The organism is Cuniculiplasma divulgatum (assembly GCA_031200235.1).
GTDB lineage: Archaea > Thermoplasmatota > Thermoplasmata > Thermoplasmatales > Thermoplasmataceae > UBA509.
Map to the genome: position 1 here is coordinate 1,208,666 of CP133595.1, position 18,386 is coordinate 1,227,051.

Sequence of the window (18,386 nt, forward strand, 5' to 3'; positions counted from 1 at the left end):
GTTTCAGAAGGCCTTGCTTATGTTTATCCCGTCAACCATCACGTAGGGCATTGTTGAGGCGGATATCTCCTCCCACCATTTTACCCTCTTTCTTTCTCTGGAAATTGCAGTCACGTTTTTCAGTATATCCATGACAGAATCGCTGATCCTTATGCCGGAGAGCGCACCCTGAACTTCACCGCCTTTGACAAGGAAAACCCCGTCCCTGGGAACCGTGGAGAAAATGCCGTTCCTGTAATCCTGGAATCTGGTGTACCAGGCATTGTTTATGAGCAGCCCGTCCTCAAGATCATCCAGCATGTTTTCGAATCTGGTTTTTCCCGCGTTGAGGCTCATCTGCCATGCTCGGGGAGATATTATTCCGGCATTGCCTGTGGTTCCGGTACCAGCCCGCGTGGCAGTGGATGTTGAGTGAAGATAGCTCTTAAGTTTCCCCTGGCCGATGATCTCAAGCCTTGAGGTGGGGGTCCCCTCGTCGTCGCACATTCGTGATCCAACGCCACTGTAATCCTCAGGGTCATCGTAGAGGCTGAATTCCCCTGTGGAGATTTCCTTTCCAAGCATTCCTGCAAAGCAGCTTAGCCCGGTTTCCACTGCGTAATAGGAGAGGAATCCGGAACTGTAGGAGAGTATGTTCCCCATTACGTATGGTGAAAGCAGGACCCTGAATTTTCCCGGATTGATCTCTGACATCCGGCTGGTAGCAGAGGCTGTTGCGGCAGCTTCTGATCCCATCTCCTCGAAGGTTTTTCCTGTTGGGGATGTGCTGAATCCGAAATGCTGGGCCTCCTGTCCTGTGAACGGCCCTTTGAAAGCCCTGATGACACCCTCGAGGCCTCCGGTGCTGAACTGGCATTCATTATAGCTGGTCTTCACTGTGATTTCAGAATTCCTGTTGTATATGAGGCCTGCAGCACGTTCGGCACCGGCTGCAAGTGATCCGTTGATCATTGCGTTCTGCAGGTCCTGTAAATCAGCGGACTGGAAATGTGATCTCATTCCATTACCGTATGTCTGGTGTTCCCTGTTAATGGAGACAAATGAAGGGTTTTCGGGCGTCCGCAGGGCAACTTCCTTAAGCCTTATAATGGCCTGATCCACAGAAGCAGGGTCCTTGATCACTGTTGAAACAGTCCTGCCGTTCATGGCGGCAAAGACGGAGAGATTTTCCTCATCCCAGTAATTGTGCAGGTCAGTGCTGCTGGCGGAGAACCTGATCTGTTCAACATTCTCCCTTGCAAACTCCAGTGCAATCTCCTGGAACCCTTCCTTCTGGAGCCTCCTGAAGACATCATCAACAAGGTCTGCTGTCACTGTATGTACACCTCTCTGAGCCTCATGTGTGGTCCACCCATCCACACGTCAACTCCCTGTTCCGGGTCACCCTTTCCGCACATTCCCGCACTGAATTCCAGATCTCTGCCTACAGCGTCCACGGCACTGTAAAAATTGATGGTGGTTGTTTCTATCACCGGCCTGCGGACCCTTCCTGACAGGTCTCCGTTTGTTATGAGGTACGCCTCCTTTCCAACATACTTCTCATTGAATCTTATATCGTCAATATTCCATTCCGTGAATGATTTAATGTATATGCCCTTTCTGACGCCCTCGAAGAGCTCCTCGAACCTGTAATCTCCCGGTTCGATATATGTGGTGCTCATTCTGGCAAGCGGTTCCATGTCCCATGAGGAAGACCGTCCTCCGGCATTTGAATCTCTGCCTATCATGGAAGCACTCTCCCTGTTCAGGATAAATTCATCTGTGTAACCTTTCCTGTAGAGGTAACGCTTCCTGGATGGAACGCCCTCATCATCATATCTGTAGTAGCCGAAGCTTCCCTGTATTGTTGGGTCATCTATGACACTGACGTTTTCAGAGCCTATCCTGAAGGGAAACTTCTTGCCTGTCAGGAATGATTCACCTGCAAGCGCTCCTTCCCTGCCAACGATTCGGTCATACTCGGTGGGATGTCCGCACGATTCATGTGCAACTATTCCCGAAATCTCCGGACCAACGATTACGTCGAACTTTCCCGGTGAAGGTCTCGGCGCAGATGCGCTCTCATGCAGATCCCTGACATCACTGGTTATCCTTTCCTCTAGATTCAGGGAATCCAGGTACTCATATCCTGAGGATGATCCATATTCCTTTGTTGACTGCTCAAATTCACCGTTCTCAATGACACCCACCATGTAGAAGTAATAAAGCCTGGCAACATCGCCCCTGATATCGCTTCCCACTGAATTGACGTAATGCTGCTTCGTGCGCTTGTCATGTATGACATTCATCCTGACATCGGCACCTGCACTCTTCATGAGTGAATCGAAATCTCTGGCAAGTGTCACCCTGTCCTCCACGGACATATCCTCAATGGGCTTTCTCTGGTTCACCTTCCAGCTGTCCTTGATGCTATTCCCTTCCCAGATGGAGGATTTGCCAGGCTTCATTGAAATTCTCACAGCATGATCGATTGCCTCCTTAAGGCGTCCCCAGTCCTCTCTGTCGCAGTATGCCATGGCTATGCTGTTGTTTATCACCCTGACGGCATATCCGCTTTCCTTTCCAGAATCCATCCCCTCAAATTCAGAGTTCCTGTAGGACAGATCATTTGTCAGTATCTCCATGTACCGGGCTTCGGAATATCTTGAGCTTCTGGACGCATATTCCAGCGCCCTGTCTATGAGTTCACCTCCCATCACTGCTTCGCCTTGTCCTTCTTCAGCAGGTTCTCATAGGTCTCGAATATCTTTGCTATGCACTTTCCAAAGTTCCAGTCATAGTCGCTTACAGACATATTCAGGCTGCCGGCAAAGAGTTTTGTCCTGACGGAGTACTTAATCCTGCCTTCTGAGTGGTATTTTGCAACATGCACGTTGAATGTGCCGCTCTTGACACCAGACATCTTGCCAAGCTTGCTCAGGAACTTTCCCGCCTCAAAGTAGATGATGTCATACAGATCATCGTCATAGGGTCCAAGGCCTGAGACCTGCACAAGAACTCCTGCCCTGCTCCTGCCCACGTCCATTGCATTGATGACATCATATACGTCAACAACTCCTACAATCCTGTCAGAACCGTCAACAATAGGTACAACATGAAGCCCGTTAGACACCATTATTGATGTAAGGTCCTCAACTGAGGCTGTTGGCTTCACGGACACCGGCTGAGACATTATGGAGGCAACCTTTATGTCATTCTTCTCGGGGTTGCTGATCCAGTCCCTTCTGCCATGGCCTTCCTTGCCCGGCATTATGGCGTCGCCGCTTAGCTCATCTATGCGCAGTATGCCGGTGAGTTTTCCATTACCGTCAGATACAGGAATTTCTGTTTCATCCAGTCCCCTGATCTTTTCTATTGCCTGTTCCAGGTTCTCATCTTCCCTGGCGGTTATGGGGTCATCTGACATGATCTCTGAAACCCTGAGCTGTCCAGGCCTGACAATTGATGAGATGTTCTTCAGGATATCCGTTCTTGAAAGGAGGCCAACCAGGAGCCCCTTCTGTACCACAGGCAGTGCCGGAACTCCAGCCTCCCTGAAAAGCCTTATGGCAGAACTGATGTTATCGCCCGGACTCAGTTTCGGGGTCTTTATCATTACTGTCTCAACCTTTGAGGCAGGGAATATGCTTCTCCTTCGCAGGATTTCCCTGTAGCTCAGCATACCAAGATAGCGCTTTCCCGAAAGTACGGGAATCTGGTGCACGCCCGTGTCCCTCATCCTTGACAGGGCTTCTCCAACGCTTTCAGTGTTGCTCACAGTTACAAGATCCTTGGTGATCATTATGTCACTGACTTTCATATTATGCACCTGTATAGTGTATTCTCAATTCCTTTATTAGGTCACTGACTTCCTGACTTACATTCTTCCCGGACAGGGCACTGCTTATGAGTTCTGCAATCCGACCCATATCGCTGAATCCCATCCGGCTTATCTCAGAAGTGCCTATCCTCCCTTCCCTGTCCACGATGATTCCGTTATCTTCAAGAATCCGGGATGCTGATTCAAAGCTCATACCCCTGCTCTGGAAATAATTGCCATCAAGTGCAATCTGGTGTGTCTCCGAATACCACGGCGAAAATTTTACTCCCACGCCATTCTCATGCAGTTCCTTTCCAAGGTGCCTTGAGTTTCGGACAACACCTGCTGCATAGTCCCTGCCGTATTTTGTCATTTCCTCCAGCGCAACTCCAAGTGCAGCTATCCTTGACGGGTGATAATTGTCCATGGTTCTCCAGGTGATGTTCTTTCTTATCCTGGTGAAAATGTCCTCATTGTTTGTCAGTATGATGCCGCCCTGTGGGCCGAAGAACGACTTGTGTGTGGATCCGAAGAGAAGATCACAGTATTCAAGCACGTCCTTCTGGAAGGCCTGGCCTGCAATGAGGCCCATTACGTGTGATCCATCGTATGCAAGGTATGAATTGTACGCATCACACATTTCCCTGATGGGTTTCAGGTCATAGTGCTTCAGGAAGAATGACTGTCCCAGAACCACAAGGGAGGGGCTGGATGCCTTCATGGCCTTCTCAAGCTTCTGAAGATTTATTTCCTGGGATGCTTCATCATAGGGGATCTCATAGTTCTGGAAACCGAACATCTGGGGCAGATATCCATTCTGATAGCCGGTATATCCTCCATTCTTCTCAGCGATTGACATCATGTTCTCCCTCTTGCTCATTAGCGAGAGGATAACCATCTCGGCTGCGATATGGCCTCCCAGGGGTCTCACTTCGGCATGCTTTGATCCATACAGGGCGGCTGCCAGTTTTTCAGTTTCATGGAGTATCTCTTCCGTATACTGTGTTCCCCCGTAGGCATCGCCCTTGCTTGGATCAAGCACAAGTGAATATCGGGAGGCAAGATCTGAAGAAAGGGCTTCCCTGGCATCCATGCTCATAACGTTTTCAGATGCCTGGAGATTCAACGATTCTGATCTGTACTTTTCATGCTTCTTTACAAGCTTCAGGATTTCACTCATGATACAACCTTCCCCTGCCAAGATAAGGCAGTGTGCTCCAATCAATGCATATCCCAGTATTTAATCTTGACACCTCATTCATAGGTTTTCCCAGCGAAGAATGCTCATCTGAAATTTTTCAAAGGGAATCACTTCAAAGGCAAGAAATCTCGAATTCGTCCCGCCAGGGAAATCTAACATCACTTAATATGAAATATGCTGAAAACTATTACGGATGTGGATTATGGCTGAATTATTCTTTGTCGTCCTTTGCAATTCAGTCAAAACAAAACCGCCGGAAGCTTGAAAGATTTATGGCAAGTCCGAATGCGTGTCATACAAAATTGCGAAAAAGCTCCTAAAGAAACTGTAAGTCAGAAACGAAATATGACCTGCATGCAGTGTACGTGGTTTTATTCCATATCGTTTCCACATGCAAATCAAAGAAATGTAAGGCGCTTTTCAAGACCTTGTTCAGGTGGTGGGATGAGACGGAACCTCTATGTTCATCCTGTAAAGGTACGTTAATCCAGAGAATTACCGGGCTGAAAACGCAATAAGATTAATCTTGGCACAAGAGAAAATGCTTGAAGGACCTTGATCGCAGAGTAGAGCAGGCGATTTCGCAATGGAATGCTGTGCCATCGAACCGCAGAGAACGAATGGGCAGATTATATTCAGAACCGATCCTGGATGATTTCAGATGGATGAAGTCCTGCCAAACTTGTTCCAGTTTAAATATGAGGAGATCATAGGAAAGAGGGTAAATTGATAGAGGCAGAGATTCGATTCGTCAGGCCCGTTGAATGGATATCTGAACTAGCTGAGAATCATTCTTCCACTGTAAGGATAAGAGATGTTAGAAATGGACGCGGAGGTGTGATGGATCTTGTTGATATTTTCCTCCCGGATGGACACGGAAGTTTGCCCACGAAAGGACTTCCGGTAGGTCTGCAAAATGGAAGCGATCGAGTAAAGATAATAGATCAGAATAGGATAACTGCAATCATAGATGCACATAATTGCCCTGTATGCAGTGCCATTGTGAGATTTGACATTTTTCTCATCGATGCCCGTTCCCACCCTTCAGGGGATGTTAGTATGGTCTTTCTATCGCCTGACGAACAAACATTATCAGAATTTCTGGGTTGTCTTAATGGTGATGGCATGTCTTACATCATAGTGAGAAAGAGTGATATAGACATAAAGCCGCAAATAACTGCCCGTCAGGAGTTTATTCTTAAAACTGCTCTGGAACTTGGCTATTTTGACTATCCAAAAAGAATTGATCTTAAAGGATTATCAGAACGCCTGGGTATTTCATACACCACGATATCGGAGATTCTCCGCAGGGCTGAAAGGAAAATAATTGGGGAGTTCTTCTCCAGAGATTCATGATACCCAAGTGGAAGCTGTGCATCATTTTCATAGGAATCTCCTAAATGATGAGGTTCGTCATGGTTTTTCTGAAAAAATGCAGACACAAAACCGATACCTAAATATTTAGGCATAAATATTATCCTAACCAGAATGCTCAGACTTCATGGGAAAGACTGTAGTAAATGTTGTGGATGTAAGAAGTGTAGCTGCAAATGAGAGACATGAACTGGTTTTCAAGGAATTCCGGAAGATAGGGGCCGGTGAAACATTAGAGGTTGTCGTGGATCACAGACCGGATCATCTCCTTCTTCACATGCAGCATCTCGGCCTGCCTGTAGATGCTTCAAAGTATGAAGCCGTTTTAGATGAAGATGGCCTGTGGCACGCCTACTATGTGAGGTCTATGGATGCAGAAGCACGTAGTAAATGCATACTGACCGATTATGATGAAAGCAGGGAATTCCTGTCAGATCATTTTTCCGCCGTGCCTGTCTTCACCAATGAGAAATATGGGGTTATCATCACATATATAAGGTCAGGCCAGTTCATACCAGTGCATTCTCCAAACACGGCATTAATATTCCAGGTTTTTAAAGGAGAAGGGGAGGCGACTATGGGTGAGAAAACAGCACAGATAAAGCCCGGAAGTATAATTATTGTTCCGGCAGGTGAAAGGAGGGGCATAAAAGCCAGGACTGACATGGAGGCCCTGCATATTGTCGTGCCTATGCCAACGGAACAGGATCACGAAGAGGTACAGAGAAAACTGTCACTGGGAGAATATGCCTGAAACGGGACAGACTTAACGGCCACAGACCTCAAATTTATTGAATGTGGCCGGTAAGAGTAATTTTCGCACTGGTTGTCTGGCATGGATGTTTGATCAAATATGGACAGAGAATATATTGCAGTGAATACGGTGTATTTCAGTCAGGCCTTCATTTTCCTTCTGGCTGGGTTAATACTTTATCTTTTGAGAGCTGCCATAGGTCTCCTTATTGTGGGAGGTAGCATATCAATGCTCTGGCTATTCGGTTTTGTTGTATCAATGATCTTCGGTATAACAAATATAATGATACCATCATACGCAGGCAGGGTTCCTTTCAACCGCGAGCTGATTAAAGTGGAGATAATACTGCTCGATCTGGGGGTGACTTTCCTCATGGTGGCGCTCAATGTAGCAGCTTTGAGAATCATTTTTATCCCCGCAGTATTATTTCTTCTGGTCTCGGTGCTGATTCATACCTACGACATGATATCTGTCGGCAGCAGGGAGAAACTTGGCAAGGTTAATAAAACAGAACACTGATGGGCAAATAGGCGATGAGGTTGGCAAATAGAGTCAGTCACATAAACCGTCTGGTATCATTTTCCCTCGCAGTTACGGTTGCGATGCTCATAATCGGATTTGCGTTAGGTGCCTCAAAACTTGCACAGCAGCATGGATTCACCATTGATACAGTACTTGCAGGGTATATCCATGTGCATCCGGTGATAATGGTATTTGGTGTGGTAGGGGGTCTCCTTATCAGCGAAAAGCTTGAAATGATGGGTAAATTCAAGATTCTAGGAGGGATTCCAATATCATATCCCATAGTAGCTAGCATGATTTCGGGTGTTACCATTCTTTCCGTTACATATTACACAATTTTTCAGGACCTACGTTTCGTAGGAGCAGCGCTTATTGCCACCGCAGGACTACTGTTCATGTGGTTCATGATTTCCAGGAGGAATCCTGGCAGCACTGATATAAAGTTCATTATGGGCATCTCGCTGCTGGCTTTGGCGTTAGGTGCCATTTCTGTATCGTTCAAGTCAGCGACATCATCGCCATCGGTGGCTCTGTTGATGCTCTCATTCCCTATTCTCTATATTTTTGGCGAGAGAATTGAACTCGGTTTGATGAGAGGCATCAAACATGGTTACATGCTTTTAATGAAGATATCTGCGGTTTTAATTCCATCGCTACTTTTCATCTCATCCATTCTGCAAGACGAAATTGAGATTCGACTGTTGTTCGACTTGGCACTGTTGCCAATGTTTTTATTTATTTTCGCTGTCACCATATTTGACCCCGTGTTCAGAATCAGGCATCCACGCGGGAAATTGCAGAGATTTATGGGAGCAGGCATACTTTCTTCATATATCTGGATCTGGATTGGCCTTATTCTGTACATAATCCAGGTGAACATATCACATGGTTATATGGACGCAGCAACCCATGCGATCGCGCTGGGATTCATAGGGTCCTTCATAATAGCCCATAGCCCTGTTATTTTCCCCCTTATTCTCAAACTAAGGGCAGATACCAATAGAGTTACCTTTTCACCCATCATTGCTCTGGATCTAGCGGTTGTGCTGAGAGTGGGAGGAGATTTATCTGCTATGGTGTGGAAATTTGGAAATTTCTTATCATACCTGTCAATATACATTCTCATTCTTGCGATATTGCTATTTCTGCTGAACATAATGAGGATTAAAAATGAGCCTGAAGGCGCGTCTTTAGCACGTCCCTTGTAGTTCAATAGGCTATTTTCAGGTACCTGTAGATCAGGGCCAAATAAATCAAAGGTGAAGGTCATGATATGGCACATACTGGTTTGTTCATACGGTGGCGGCATTATGGTTGTTTAAATGAGAAGATTTAAGGTGAAGGTTACTGGAGTAAGGAATGCAGGCACACCATATGGGCTCGCAGAAGTCCCCCGGATATGTCGCTTTAGCATAGGCGAACGGAAAGACCCGTGCATTAGTTGAGGAAAGATATCGTCCTCTTTAATACTCGGCCATCAGACTCATAGAATGAAATCAAATCCCTTTCGGTGCTTGTTATGAGATATACTTGTTTTTCCTCCTGCCTGTTATGGTCCTGGAGCGCATTGCAGATCTCACCGGCATACTTGGGAGACCTGTTCACTGCGCCTGTATCAATTTCCTTCTGTATGTTGTTCATGAGCATCCACATAGATGCATGTTAGATTTCAAGTTCGTCAAATCCTGCTGGCATCCTGGGGTGTTCAGTAGGTGCTCCGGGAAAAAATATTCTCTTATTCAACACAGGTGCATACTTGCAAGTCCTTCAATATCCTATCTATAAGGGCCCATAATCCCTTCAGTTACATTTTTAGTAAGCTTCGTAATCAAATTGTATCATCATTCCACAATACCACATCAGGACCGCTAGGTCTGAGACCAGTTTCCCTGGTAAGTCTCGTGCAACTCAGGGAGTAGTCAGCCGGATCATGTTCAGTGGCATCTGCTTCAATGCCTGTATAGTCTGCAAAATCTTCCTCATACATGTTGAAGTCACATACGTTGTATACGCCGGATTTGTCCAGCAGTGACATTAGAGCCAAAGAGAGGTCTCTATTCAGCACAAATGCCCTCTTCCTTCCATTCTTTGGATGCCACTGCACGGATTTGAGGGCCCACCCGTCAAGTAGATTTGGGGCACAGTGGCCAAGAGGAATGCCAGCCCTGACAATGAGTGCGCTGGAATCTGCAAGTTTCTCCGCTGTCAGCATACTCTCGCCAAGTGGTGTGGAGGGGTCTACTTCACAGTCTTCGTCCTTCTCGGAAGGCCATGGTCTGTACACCAGGTCCGAGGAAACGAGGATGTTCTTGCTCTCTGGGAAGAGATATGATATTAACTTCTGGCCAGCGATAACCAGTTCACCAGTTTGTTTGTCCTCGGGAACTGCAGAACCTATTCCTTCCCCATACAGGGCGTTCACCACAGCATCTGCGTGCCTGTTCCTTACCTTCAACAAATCTCCAGCTTTAGGTGACTCGATAACCCTGACGCCAGTTTCCATGAGCCTTCCCATGAGATTGAACCCGATGATATTCCTGCTTCCAAGAACTATAACAGACGTGTTAGACTATCCTCTTATGGAAAATAAGGGCTTTGTATTTTCTTGAGGCCACGGTGCTATGACAATAACTCTGTAGGGCTTGGAAATAAGAATATCTATGAACATATCTAAAACGCGGAATCATAGCAAGTTGGGAGTTCCGTATTTCAAAGCAATACTCAGTCTGATTGTAACTGTGGGCGCCATGACACAACCAACAGTGTTCAAATGCGCAAGCTGTTAAAATAGCAGGAAATGTAATATTTTTCAAGATGGGACTAGCAACATGATTCTTCCTGTGAATCACCAGGGAATCTGGTCATTTATTAGAAATGCGAGGATGGAAACAATAATGTTGCATATCCGATGAACAGGGCACTCAGGTTGATGATATGCCCATTGTTCTGGCGCCTGCAAAACAAGGTGAAATGACAGAAAATTGTGTCCAAAACAGTAAATAGTAGGTCGTGTGGTGTGAAGCAATGGAGGAGGATGATATTACGTTTATTACAGCCTATGAATCCAACTTTTATGTCTGTTATCTGAATTCTTGACGGCACTTCCATTAAAGGCGGAAATAAGAACAGTGGAGGGAACGGAGGCAATCCGCAGCGTATTCCGGTAATATACGATCTGGAAAATGCAAGATTGACATAGTTTTTCAAAATGGTATCCAGATGTGCTCTTAAAGTGAAATCAATTTTTGCCTTGCTTGAAATATGAAGTTATGATATTCTTCTCAGCACGCCTCAAGATTTCTGCTAAAGTCACATATGAAACGTTCAATCGTTTTGATAAACCTTCTAGATTTATTTTTTTTGGATATTCAAAGAATCCCAGATCCAATGCTGTCTTCACAACATACTCTTGCCTGATTGTTATTTCTTTTTTCTTGGTCAAACGCGCCTTTTTAAGTAATCTAAATGCAACATCATCATTTTCAAGCCTTTCCAAGAATCCTGCTAGAGTAGCCTCATCCGGTGCAAGTAGACGCATGACGATACTTCCAGTTTCAGTCGTATGAGCTTCTGTAAGAAAGAGGTCCCAGTTCAACATCTTGCTGCAAAGATTGCATTCATCTGCATTTACGATAGCGGTTATGTGGTTGTCATCAATAAAAACTAGGCTTTCATTGTGGTCTCCAACAAGCCGGTGTATCTCGTCATGAGAGCCCTCAGTGTCACCTGGTGGCACAAAGAAATCCACGAGATCTTTAATACCTTCCTGACTTCTTCGTATATCTCTGATCTTAATCATCGCGGAATACTTTTTCACCAAGGTCCTAAAAGAGTCCATGGTTTGTTCGAATTCCAATTCAGCTTCAATCACAAGGGCCGCTGTAAATATAAATCTCCATTACTTAAATCTGAGGTAGCTTCGGTCAGCACACCTTTACAATTCTGAACTGATATCTAACTCCCTCATTTTTACATGAAATATTTTTACAGAAACTGTAATTTTCTGAGCCCAACGTATAAATCTAAATATTGTAATGTTTTGTATACGCATAACATGGCTGACTATTCTGACTGTGTACTGAAGTACGAGAAGAAGGGAACACTTATCCAGAGGAAGAGCGAAGATTTATATCACATGTACATAGCGCACAGCATCTGGAATAGGGAAAAGAAGAGGACACAGCTCATAATAGATAAGTTCCTTGGCAAGATCACGCCAGATTGTTTTGTTGAACCTAAGGTATAAAGGATCTTGACGGCTTACCGTCTGCAAATCTCGGAACACGGCCTTCATAACTGGATTTATTCCATACCTTGAGCCATTCGTATCCAACCTTTCTTACAACACACGCATCCTTCGACGCTTCAATAGCACCTATCCAGTGTAACCATTTTCTAGATCAAATCCTAAAAATTTTGCCTTACAGTTGTCCTTTCATTCTGCCCATTGCTGTGAGATTCCCTCTATTGCTTTAGAAATTAACTCCTTAGGCGGATCATTCAGTTCAAGTTTTACCATCAATTTAGACCACTGTTTGTATGATTAAAGTTTAATTGCTTGGTTCTCCACAATTTTCCTGAGTGTTGTACCCTTGAAGATTATCTGGCGACCATCATGGGCTTGTGCTCTTCTTCTTTGCTTCGTAAGTACCCGGGATGGTCTTGAAGGACACATTCAGCCTATTCCAGGAGTTTATGGCTATAATGGCCCATGTAAGGACAACTATTTCTTCGTCAGAAAAGAATTTCTGAAGATTCTTGTAAATATCACTATCCTCCCTGATATTTGATATAAGGGTGATCCTCTCTGTCCATGCCAGAGCAGCTTTTTCCTTTTCCGTGTACTGCGGGCATTCCCACCATGCGCTCAAGAGTGCAATCCGTTGGACCGTTTCGCCGTCCAACAGAGCATCTTTGGAGTGCATATCAAGGCACCATCCGCAGCCATTGAGTTGTGAAGCCCGCATCTTAATAAGGTGCAGAAGCCTGTTGTCTATCCCAGATTTGGAAATTGCCTTTTCCATGGTGTGCAGTGATCTCAGTATTTCCGGAGAAAAGCTGCCATAGTTGAGTCGAGGTTCCATTCGGTTAAATTGTGTTTTTTATGAAAATATTTACCTGTAGTCACGTGCTACATTTCCAGGAACCTTATAACGAGAATGATTTCGAAATCTCTGAGATACTCCATCTTCCAAGAGAATATTATTTTCACGTGCTTAAGAAATTTGTCAGCTCTGTGTTTCAGTGGAATAAAGATAAAAAACCAGAAACAGTATTAGTTGCCCTATAAGCGTATTTTTGCGGGGTAAAAACTATATCCCTTCAGGAATTGCATTTACATGGAAGAATCGGACGTAGAGGATTTGCTATATGTCCTCGAAGGAAGGTTCGGCAGTATTGATTTGCGTGCAAGGCAGATGATAAAAGAAATAAATGATTTTTCCACCTTGAATCGTTTGATACTTGTAGCCGCCAACGTCAGCAGCTATGGGGATTTTCTGCAGGAACTTGAGAATAAGGATTCGTTCAAAATAGCAGGTGATAGATTCAATCCACTGAGCAGGAGGAAAGTCAATGACTGAAGCCATAGGCGAGAAGAAAGGACAGGCAAGCAATAACAAATGGATAGAGTACGATCCCAGATCAAGAGAATGGGAGAATGTATACAGATCAAGATGGGATCACACCAAGATCGTCCGATCAACACATGGCGTGAACTGCACCGGTTCCTGCAGTTGGCAGGTGTACGTCAAAGATGGAATAATAACCTGGGAAACACAGCAAACAGACTACCCATCCAATGGTCAGGATTTTCCTGAATACGAGCCCAGGGGTTGTCCTCGGGGAGCAACATTTTCTTGGTATACTTATAGTCCAATGAGAGTAAAATATCCATATATACGTGGGTCTCTTGTAAGAATGTGGAGAAAGGCACTCAGTGAAACCGGGAATCCTGTATCTGCGTGGGACAGTATTACCAGCGATCCGCAGCAAAGGGATAAATATGTCAAGGATCGTGGAAAAGGAGGTTTTGTCAGAAGCAATTGGGATGAAATATCCCAGATAATATCCGCTTCTCTGATCTCAACTATAAAGAAGTATGGACCGGATCGGATACTGGGGTTTACACCTATTCCCGCCATGTCCATGGTCAGCTACGCAGCAGGTTCACGTTTCCTATCATTGATAGGAGGAAGCATGCTCAGTTTTTATGACTGGTATGCTGACTTGCCCCCCGCTTCACCGCAGATATGGGGTGAGCAGACAGACGTCCCTGAAAGTGCGGACTGGTACAATTCCAAATATTTTATCATATGGGGAACAAACCTCCCCCAAACAAGGACACCTGATGCACATTTTATGGTTGAGGCCAGATACAACGGGACAAAAGTTGTTGGCGTAAGCCCTGATTATGCCGAATACATAAAGTTCAGTGACCTCTGGCTTCCCGCAAAGGCCGGCACAGATGCCGCACTTGCCCTGTCGATGGCACACGTGATTATCAAGGAGTTTTATGCAGATCGGCTTGAACCATATTTCGCCTCCTATGCAAAAAAGTACACTGATCTGCCATTCCTTGTCATCCTTAAAAAGGAAGGCGATGACTACAGGTCAGACAGATTCCTGAGGGCCAGTGATCTCGGGGTCGGCGAGAAATATTCTGAATGGAAAACGGTTGTGTGGAACAGCGCCTCAGGGAAATTGAGTATACCCGGCGGGAGTATAGGCTACAGGTGGGATGAGTCATCCAGATGGAATCTGGACCTTGTCGGAGTAGATAATGAGAAAATAGATCCTGCATTAACATTTGTGGGATCGGAGGATTCTGTTGAGCTGGTTAAATTCCCATTTTTCGACGAATCTGGCTCATATACGTCAACGCGTGGGGTTCCAGTGAAAAAAGTAAAAAGCGCAGACGGGGGTATGATATCCGTCACCACAGTATTCGATCTCTTTGCAGCAAGTCTGGGCGTACCTCGTGGCCTGAAAGGTGACTATCCCGAAAACTATGAATCCGATGGGGCATACACTCCAGCGTGGCAGGAAAAGATAACAGGGGTGGACAGGAATCTGGCTATTAGAGTAGCCAGAGAATTTGCTGACAACGCCGCTAAAACCAATGGAAAATCAATGATCGCCATGGGCGCGGGCACAAATCACTGGTACAACAGCGACGTCATATACAGAAGTATCATCAGTCTGGTGCTTCTCACAGGCAGCCAGGGAGTTAATGGTGGTGGCTGGGCGCATTACGTGGGCCAGGAAAAGGTTAGACCGTTCGAAGGCTGGAGCAATATTGCTTTTGCAATGGACTGGGAACCAGCTTCAAGACTTCAGAATGGTACCTCATTTTTCTATCTGGCATCAGATCAGTTCAGGTATGAGCAGAAATATGACTACACACAGTTAACTCCATTTCAGGGGAAATATGCCGGCAAGCACCCTGCGGATCTTCTGGCTCTAGCTGTGAGGGAAGGCTGGCAATCAAGTTATCCCCAGACCAACAGAAACCCTCTGGACATTGCCAAGGAAGCCCGGGAAGCAGGCTGCAAGACAAATGAGGAGGTGGGTCAATACGTTGTCAAAAAGTTCCTTTCCGGTGATATTAAATTCTCCGTCGAGGAACCAGATAATGAAAAAAACTTCCCTCGAGTGCTTTTCCTGTGGCGTTCCAATCTAATAGGTGCAGCAGGGAAAGGCCATGAATATTTCATAAAACACATGATTGGATCAAGTGGCCATCCGCTTGGTGACTTAAGCGAAAGCTGGAAACCGGAAACTGTTTCCATACCAGAGAAAGTACCGGAGGGGAAACTTGACCTAATGGTAGATGTGGACTTCCGAATGACAAGTTCCGCCCTATATTCCGATATCGTGCTGCCTGCAGCCACATGGTACGAGAAATATGACATTAGCAGCACTGACATGCATCCCTTCGTCCATCCATTCAGTGCGGCTATATCACCGCCATGGGAAACTAGGTCGGACTGGGAAACTTTCAAGATACTTGCCAAGAATTTCTCAGAAATGGCTGCCAAGGAGCTTCCTGAGGTTGAGGATGTAATGCTGAATTCCATGCAGCATGATTCAATCGATGAAATTGCGCAGCCATTTGGAACTGTCGATGACTGGTTAAGTTCAAAAACAACCCCAATACCTGGAAAGAACTTTCCCAAAGTTTCTCTCGTAAAAAGGGACTATACCAAAATTTATGACAAGATGGTAACCCTTGGCCCTCTGGAGAAGAAAAGGATAACTGCAAAAGGCATAACGATCCCCGGAGAGAATGCATTCCATGATCTGCTTGAGAGCAAATTGCCGGCATATGATGTGCAGGGTTCAAGTTTTGGCCTTCCATCAATTAAGGAAGAGCGGCAGGTTGCCGATGCAATGATGACACTTTCCGGTGCGACCAATGGCCACCGGTCTCAAGAAGAATGGGCCTTCCTTTCTAAGAAGATGGGGAAGAACCTCACTGAATCATTCCGGGGGAATTATGAAACGGATATCTCGTTCGATGACCTCGTTAGGCAGCCCAGACGTGCAATTGCCGGCCCCGTTTGGAGCGGCAATGAAGGTGGTGGGAGGCGTTATTCTCCATTTACAACGAACGTTGAATTTTCAATCCCCTGGAGAACATTGACAGGCAGACAGGCATTTTATCTGGACCACGAATTAATATCGGAAATGGCCGAGAATTTGCCCATTTATAAGCCTCCGTTGGGGCTTGCATTCTATACAAACAAGGAGGACGGCGCGCGACTGGCAACAGGCAAACATCTTACAGTAAGATATCTGACACCACATCAGAAATGGGGCATTCACTCCACCTACGCCGACACGCCCATCATGCTTACACTTTTCCGCGGAGGGCAGTATGTGTGGATTAATGAGGATGACGCAAAGGAGATTGATCTGAAAGATAACGACTGGGTGGAAATTTACAACATGAACGGTGTTGTTGTTGCAAGAGCTGTCCTGTCATACAGGATACCCAGAGGAGATGCAATAATGTATCACGCACAGGATCGTACAGTGGGAACACCAGGAAGTGAGATAACCGGAGATAGGGGCGGAACACACAACAGTGTTACGCGTGTGATACTGAAACCAACCCATTTAATAGGCGGATATGCGCAGCTGGCATTCTTTTTTAATTATTACGGGCCAACCGGTCACCAGAGAGATGCAACAGCTTTCATCCGCAAACTCAACGAGGTGAAATGGCTTGAAAGTTAAGTCCCAGATAGCTATGGTGATGAACCTTGACAAATGCATAGGATGCCACACCTGCAGTGTAACGTGCAAGAACGTGTGGACCAATAGGCCCGGCACGGAGTACATGTGGTTCAATAATGTTGAAACACGGCCAGGCCCCGGTTATCCCACTGCATGGGAAAATCAGGACAAGTATAAGGGAGGATGGATTCTGAAGAACGGCAAGCTGCGTTTGAGATCGGGCGGCTCCCTCCAGCGGCTTCTCAATATATTCTTCAATCCGGATCTTCCAACAATAGATGACTATTATGAGCCCTGGAACTATGACTATGGCAATCTTCTGGACAGCGCCAGGAAGGAACATCAACCTGTTGCGAAACCGTTCTCTTCCCTGACCGGCGAGTTCATAGATAATCCTAAATGGGGGCCGAACTGGAATGACGACCTGGCTGGCGGGACCGCAACTTCATCCATGGATCCAAATCTCAGGGAATTGCAGAATCACCTTGCTTTCGAATATGAGAAAGCATTTATGATATATCTTCCAAGGATATGTGAACATTGCCTGAATCCCGCTTGTGTGGCGGCATGCCCTGCCGGTGCCATATACAAGAGGGATGAGGATGGTATAGTTCTTGTCGACCAGGATTCATGCAGGGGCTGGAGGTTCTGTGTTACAGCTTGTCCATACAAGAAGGTATATTATAACTGGAACACGCACAAATCAGAGAAGTGTACGTTCTGCTATCCAAGAATAGAGGCAGGTCTACCAACTGTGTGCTCTGAGACCTGCGTCGGCCGCATCAGATACCTTGGCCCTGTGCTTTACGACGCAGACAGGATAGAAGAAGCTGCTGCAGAGAATGACCCCAAGAAACTGTATGATTCGCAGCTATCAGTATTTCTCGATCCATTTGATCCTGAGGTGATTCAACACGCGCACGAAGAAGGAATAAATGATGCGTGGATCGAAGCTGCCCAGAAATCACCCGTATACAAAATGGCCGTCAAGTGGAAGGTCGCTCTTCCCTTGCACCCGGAATTCAGGACACTCCCAATGGTATGGTACGTTCCACCTCTGAGCCCCATTCTGAATACTGTGGATCACGAGGAGGAGATCGGAGCGTATGATTACGTCACCCTTGTTGACAGCATGAGAATACCCATGGAATATCTCGCATCAATCCTCTCTGCAGGTGACACAGAGACCATCAGGAAGGTTCTGGTGAAAATGAGTACAATGCGTGCTTATATGAGATCCTTGAATTTGAATGAGGCTGGAGGCGCAAAACTGCTAGAGGAATCTGAGTTATCTCCGGAAGATGTTGTGGAAATGTCAAGACTCTTCGGAGTTGCCAAATATGAGGAACGCTTTGTGATTCCTACCGGAAGAAGAGAGGCAACAGCAGATGCATCGTACCTCCAGGGAGCATGCAGCCTGGAGGGGATAGCGCCGGAAGAGGGGGTTATCTATCCTAAACTGAAGGGGGGTAGAGAACTCTGATCTCAAATAAATC

The 18,386-nt window shown here is 45.9% G+C and carries 16 protein-coding genes; 8 read left to right on the forward strand and 8 right to left on the reverse strand.

The features are described from left to right. Positions 1–3 precede the first annotated feature (3 nt). From RE469_06305 to RE469_06320, 4 genes are read right to left on the reverse strand one after another with little or no spacing between them, the layout of a single operon-like run. Complete coding sequence (locus RE469_06305; protein WMT43814.1) at positions 4–1,314, reverse strand: TldD/PmbA family protein; 1,311 nt, start codon at positions 1,312–1,314, stop codon at positions 4–6. Continuing rightward, positions 1,311–2,696: a TldD/PmbA family protein gene (locus RE469_06310; protein WMT43815.1), complete on the reverse strand. Its 1,386-nt coding sequence runs from the start codon at positions 2,694–2,696 to the stop codon at positions 1,311–1,313. Before RE469_06310 ends, RE469_06305 begins: the two co-directional genes overlap by 4 nt. Further along, a complete protein-coding gene (locus tag RE469_06315; GenBank protein WMT43816.1) occupies positions 2,696–3,799 on the reverse strand; it encodes a CBS domain-containing protein in 1,104 nt (367 codons plus the stop codon). The genes RE469_06310 and RE469_06315 overlap by 1 nt, the downstream gene beginning before the upstream one ends. A 1-nt stretch (position 3,800) precedes the next feature. Then, complete coding sequence (locus RE469_06320) at positions 3,801–4,979, reverse strand: beta-eliminating lyase-related protein (GenBank protein WMT43817.1); 1,179 nt, start codon at positions 4,977–4,979, stop codon at positions 3,801–3,803. Positions 4,980–5,726: 747 nt separating this feature from the next. On the opposite strand from RE469_06320, the gene RE469_06325 reads away from it, so the two are divergent. From RE469_06325 to RE469_06340, 4 genes are all read left to right on the forward strand, one after another. After that, a complete protein-coding gene (locus RE469_06325; protein ID WMT43818.1) occupies positions 5,727–6,356 on the forward strand; it encodes a helix-turn-helix domain-containing protein in 630 nt (209 codons plus the stop codon). Between the two features lie 145 nt (positions 6,357–6,501). Then, on the forward strand, positions 6,502–7,128 hold the full coding sequence (locus tag RE469_06330) for a DUF2249 domain-containing protein (protein ID WMT43819.1): 627 nt from the start codon (positions 6,502–6,504) through the stop codon (positions 7,126–7,128). A gap of 99 nt (positions 7,129–7,227) precedes the next feature. Next, positions 7,228–7,647, forward strand: coding sequence for a hypothetical protein (locus tag RE469_06335; protein ID WMT43820.1), 420 nt, complete (start codon positions 7,228–7,230; stop codon positions 7,645–7,647). Positions 7,648–7,661: 14 nt separating this feature from the next. Continuing rightward, positions 7,662–8,858: an NnrS family protein gene (locus RE469_06340; GenBank protein ID WMT43821.1), complete on the forward strand. Its 1,197-nt coding sequence runs from the start codon at positions 7,662–7,664 to the stop codon at positions 8,856–8,858. A gap of 229 nt (positions 8,859–9,087) precedes the next feature. Here RE469_06340 and RE469_06345 read toward each other — a convergent pair whose 3' ends face one another. From RE469_06345 to RE469_06355, 3 genes are all read right to left on the reverse strand, one after another. Further along, positions 9,088–9,291, reverse strand: a complete 204-nt coding sequence (locus RE469_06345) for a hypothetical protein (GenBank protein WMT43822.1) — start codon at positions 9,289–9,291, stop codon at positions 9,088–9,090. Positions 9,292–9,478: 187 nt separating this feature from the next. Further along, on the reverse strand, positions 9,479–10,165 hold the full coding sequence (locus tag RE469_06350) for a hypothetical protein (GenBank protein WMT43823.1): 687 nt from the start codon (positions 10,163–10,165) through the stop codon (positions 9,479–9,481). 723 nt (positions 10,166–10,888) lie between these two features. Beyond that, positions 10,889–11,521 carry a helix-turn-helix domain-containing protein gene (locus RE469_06355; GenBank protein ID WMT43824.1) on the reverse strand — a complete coding sequence of 211 codons (633 nt, stop codon included), beginning with the start codon at positions 11,519–11,521 and terminating at the stop codon, positions 10,889–10,891. A gap of 183 nt (positions 11,522–11,704) precedes the next feature. On the opposite strand from RE469_06355, the gene RE469_06360 reads away from it, so the two are divergent. After that, entirely contained in the window at positions 11,705–11,896 is a 192-nt protein-coding gene (locus RE469_06360) for a hypothetical protein (protein ID WMT43825.1), read from the forward strand. 367 nt (positions 11,897–12,263) lie between these two features. Here the strand turns inward: RE469_06360 and RE469_06365 are convergent, their stop codons facing one another. After that, complete coding sequence (locus RE469_06365) at positions 12,264–12,734, reverse strand: carboxymuconolactone decarboxylase family protein (GenBank protein ID WMT43826.1); 471 nt, start codon at positions 12,732–12,734, stop codon at positions 12,264–12,266. 255 nt (positions 12,735–12,989) lie between these two features. Between RE469_06365 and RE469_06370 the strand changes: the two genes are divergently transcribed. Genes RE469_06370 through narH form a run of 3 tightly spaced genes read left to right on the forward strand, consistent with a single transcriptional unit; the run spans position 12,990 to position 18,373 of the window. Beyond that, positions 12,990–13,232 carry a hypothetical protein gene (locus RE469_06370; protein WMT43827.1) on the forward strand — a complete coding sequence of 81 codons (243 nt, stop codon included), beginning with the start codon at positions 12,990–12,992 and terminating at the stop codon, positions 13,230–13,232. After that, positions 13,225–16,890 (forward strand): nitrate reductase subunit alpha, encoded by a 3,666-nt coding sequence (locus tag RE469_06375; protein WMT43828.1) that lies wholly within the window; start codon positions 13,225–13,227, stop codon positions 16,888–16,890. Before RE469_06370 ends, RE469_06375 begins: the two co-directional genes overlap by 8 nt. Further along, complete coding sequence (gene narH, locus RE469_06380; GenBank protein WMT43829.1) at positions 16,880–18,373, forward strand: nitrate reductase subunit beta; 1,494 nt, start codon at positions 16,880–16,882, stop codon at positions 18,371–18,373. The genes RE469_06375 and narH overlap by 11 nt, the downstream gene beginning before the upstream one ends. The last annotated feature ends 13 nt before the right edge of the window (positions 18,374–18,386 follow it).

Coding starts and splice junctions, on each gene's coding strand:
- RE469_06310 (WMT43815.1), bottom strand. CDS start 2,696: ATGGGAGGTGAACTCATAGACAGGGCGCTGGAATATGCGTCCAGAAGC.
- RE469_06315 (WMT43816.1), bottom strand. CDS start 3,799: ATGAAAGTCAGTGACATAATGATCACCAAGGATCTTGTAACTGTGAGC.
- RE469_06320 (WMT43817.1), bottom strand. CDS start 4,979: ATGAGTGAAATCCTGAAGCTTGTAAAGAAGCATGAAAAGTACAGATCA.
- RE469_06330 (WMT43819.1), top strand. CDS start 6,502: ATGGGAAAGACTGTAGTAAATGTTGTGGATGTAAGAAGTGTAGCTGCA.
- RE469_06335 (WMT43820.1), top strand. CDS start 7,228: ATGGACAGAGAATATATTGCAGTGAATACGGTGTATTTCAGTCAGGCC.
- RE469_06340 (WMT43821.1), top strand. CDS start 7,662: ATGAGGTTGGCAAATAGAGTCAGTCACATAAACCGTCTGGTATCATTT.
- RE469_06345 (WMT43822.1), bottom strand. CDS start 9,291: ATGAACAACATACAGAAGGAAATTGATACAGGCGCAGTGAACAGGTCT.
- RE469_06350 (WMT43823.1), bottom strand. CDS start 10,165: ATGGGAAGGCTCATGGAAACTGGCGTCAGGGTTATCGAGTCACCTAAA.
- RE469_06360 (WMT43825.1), top strand. CDS start 11,705: ATGGCTGACTATTCTGACTGTGTACTGAAGTACGAGAAGAAGGGAACA.
- RE469_06365 (WMT43826.1), bottom strand. CDS start 12,734: ATGGAACCTCGACTCAACTATGGCAGCTTTTCTCCGGAAATACTGAGA.
- RE469_06370 (WMT43827.1), top strand. CDS start 12,990: ATGGAAGAATCGGACGTAGAGGATTTGCTATATGTCCTCGAAGGAAGG.
- RE469_06375 (WMT43828.1), top strand. CDS start 13,225: ATGACTGAAGCCATAGGCGAGAAGAAAGGACAGGCAAGCAATAACAAA.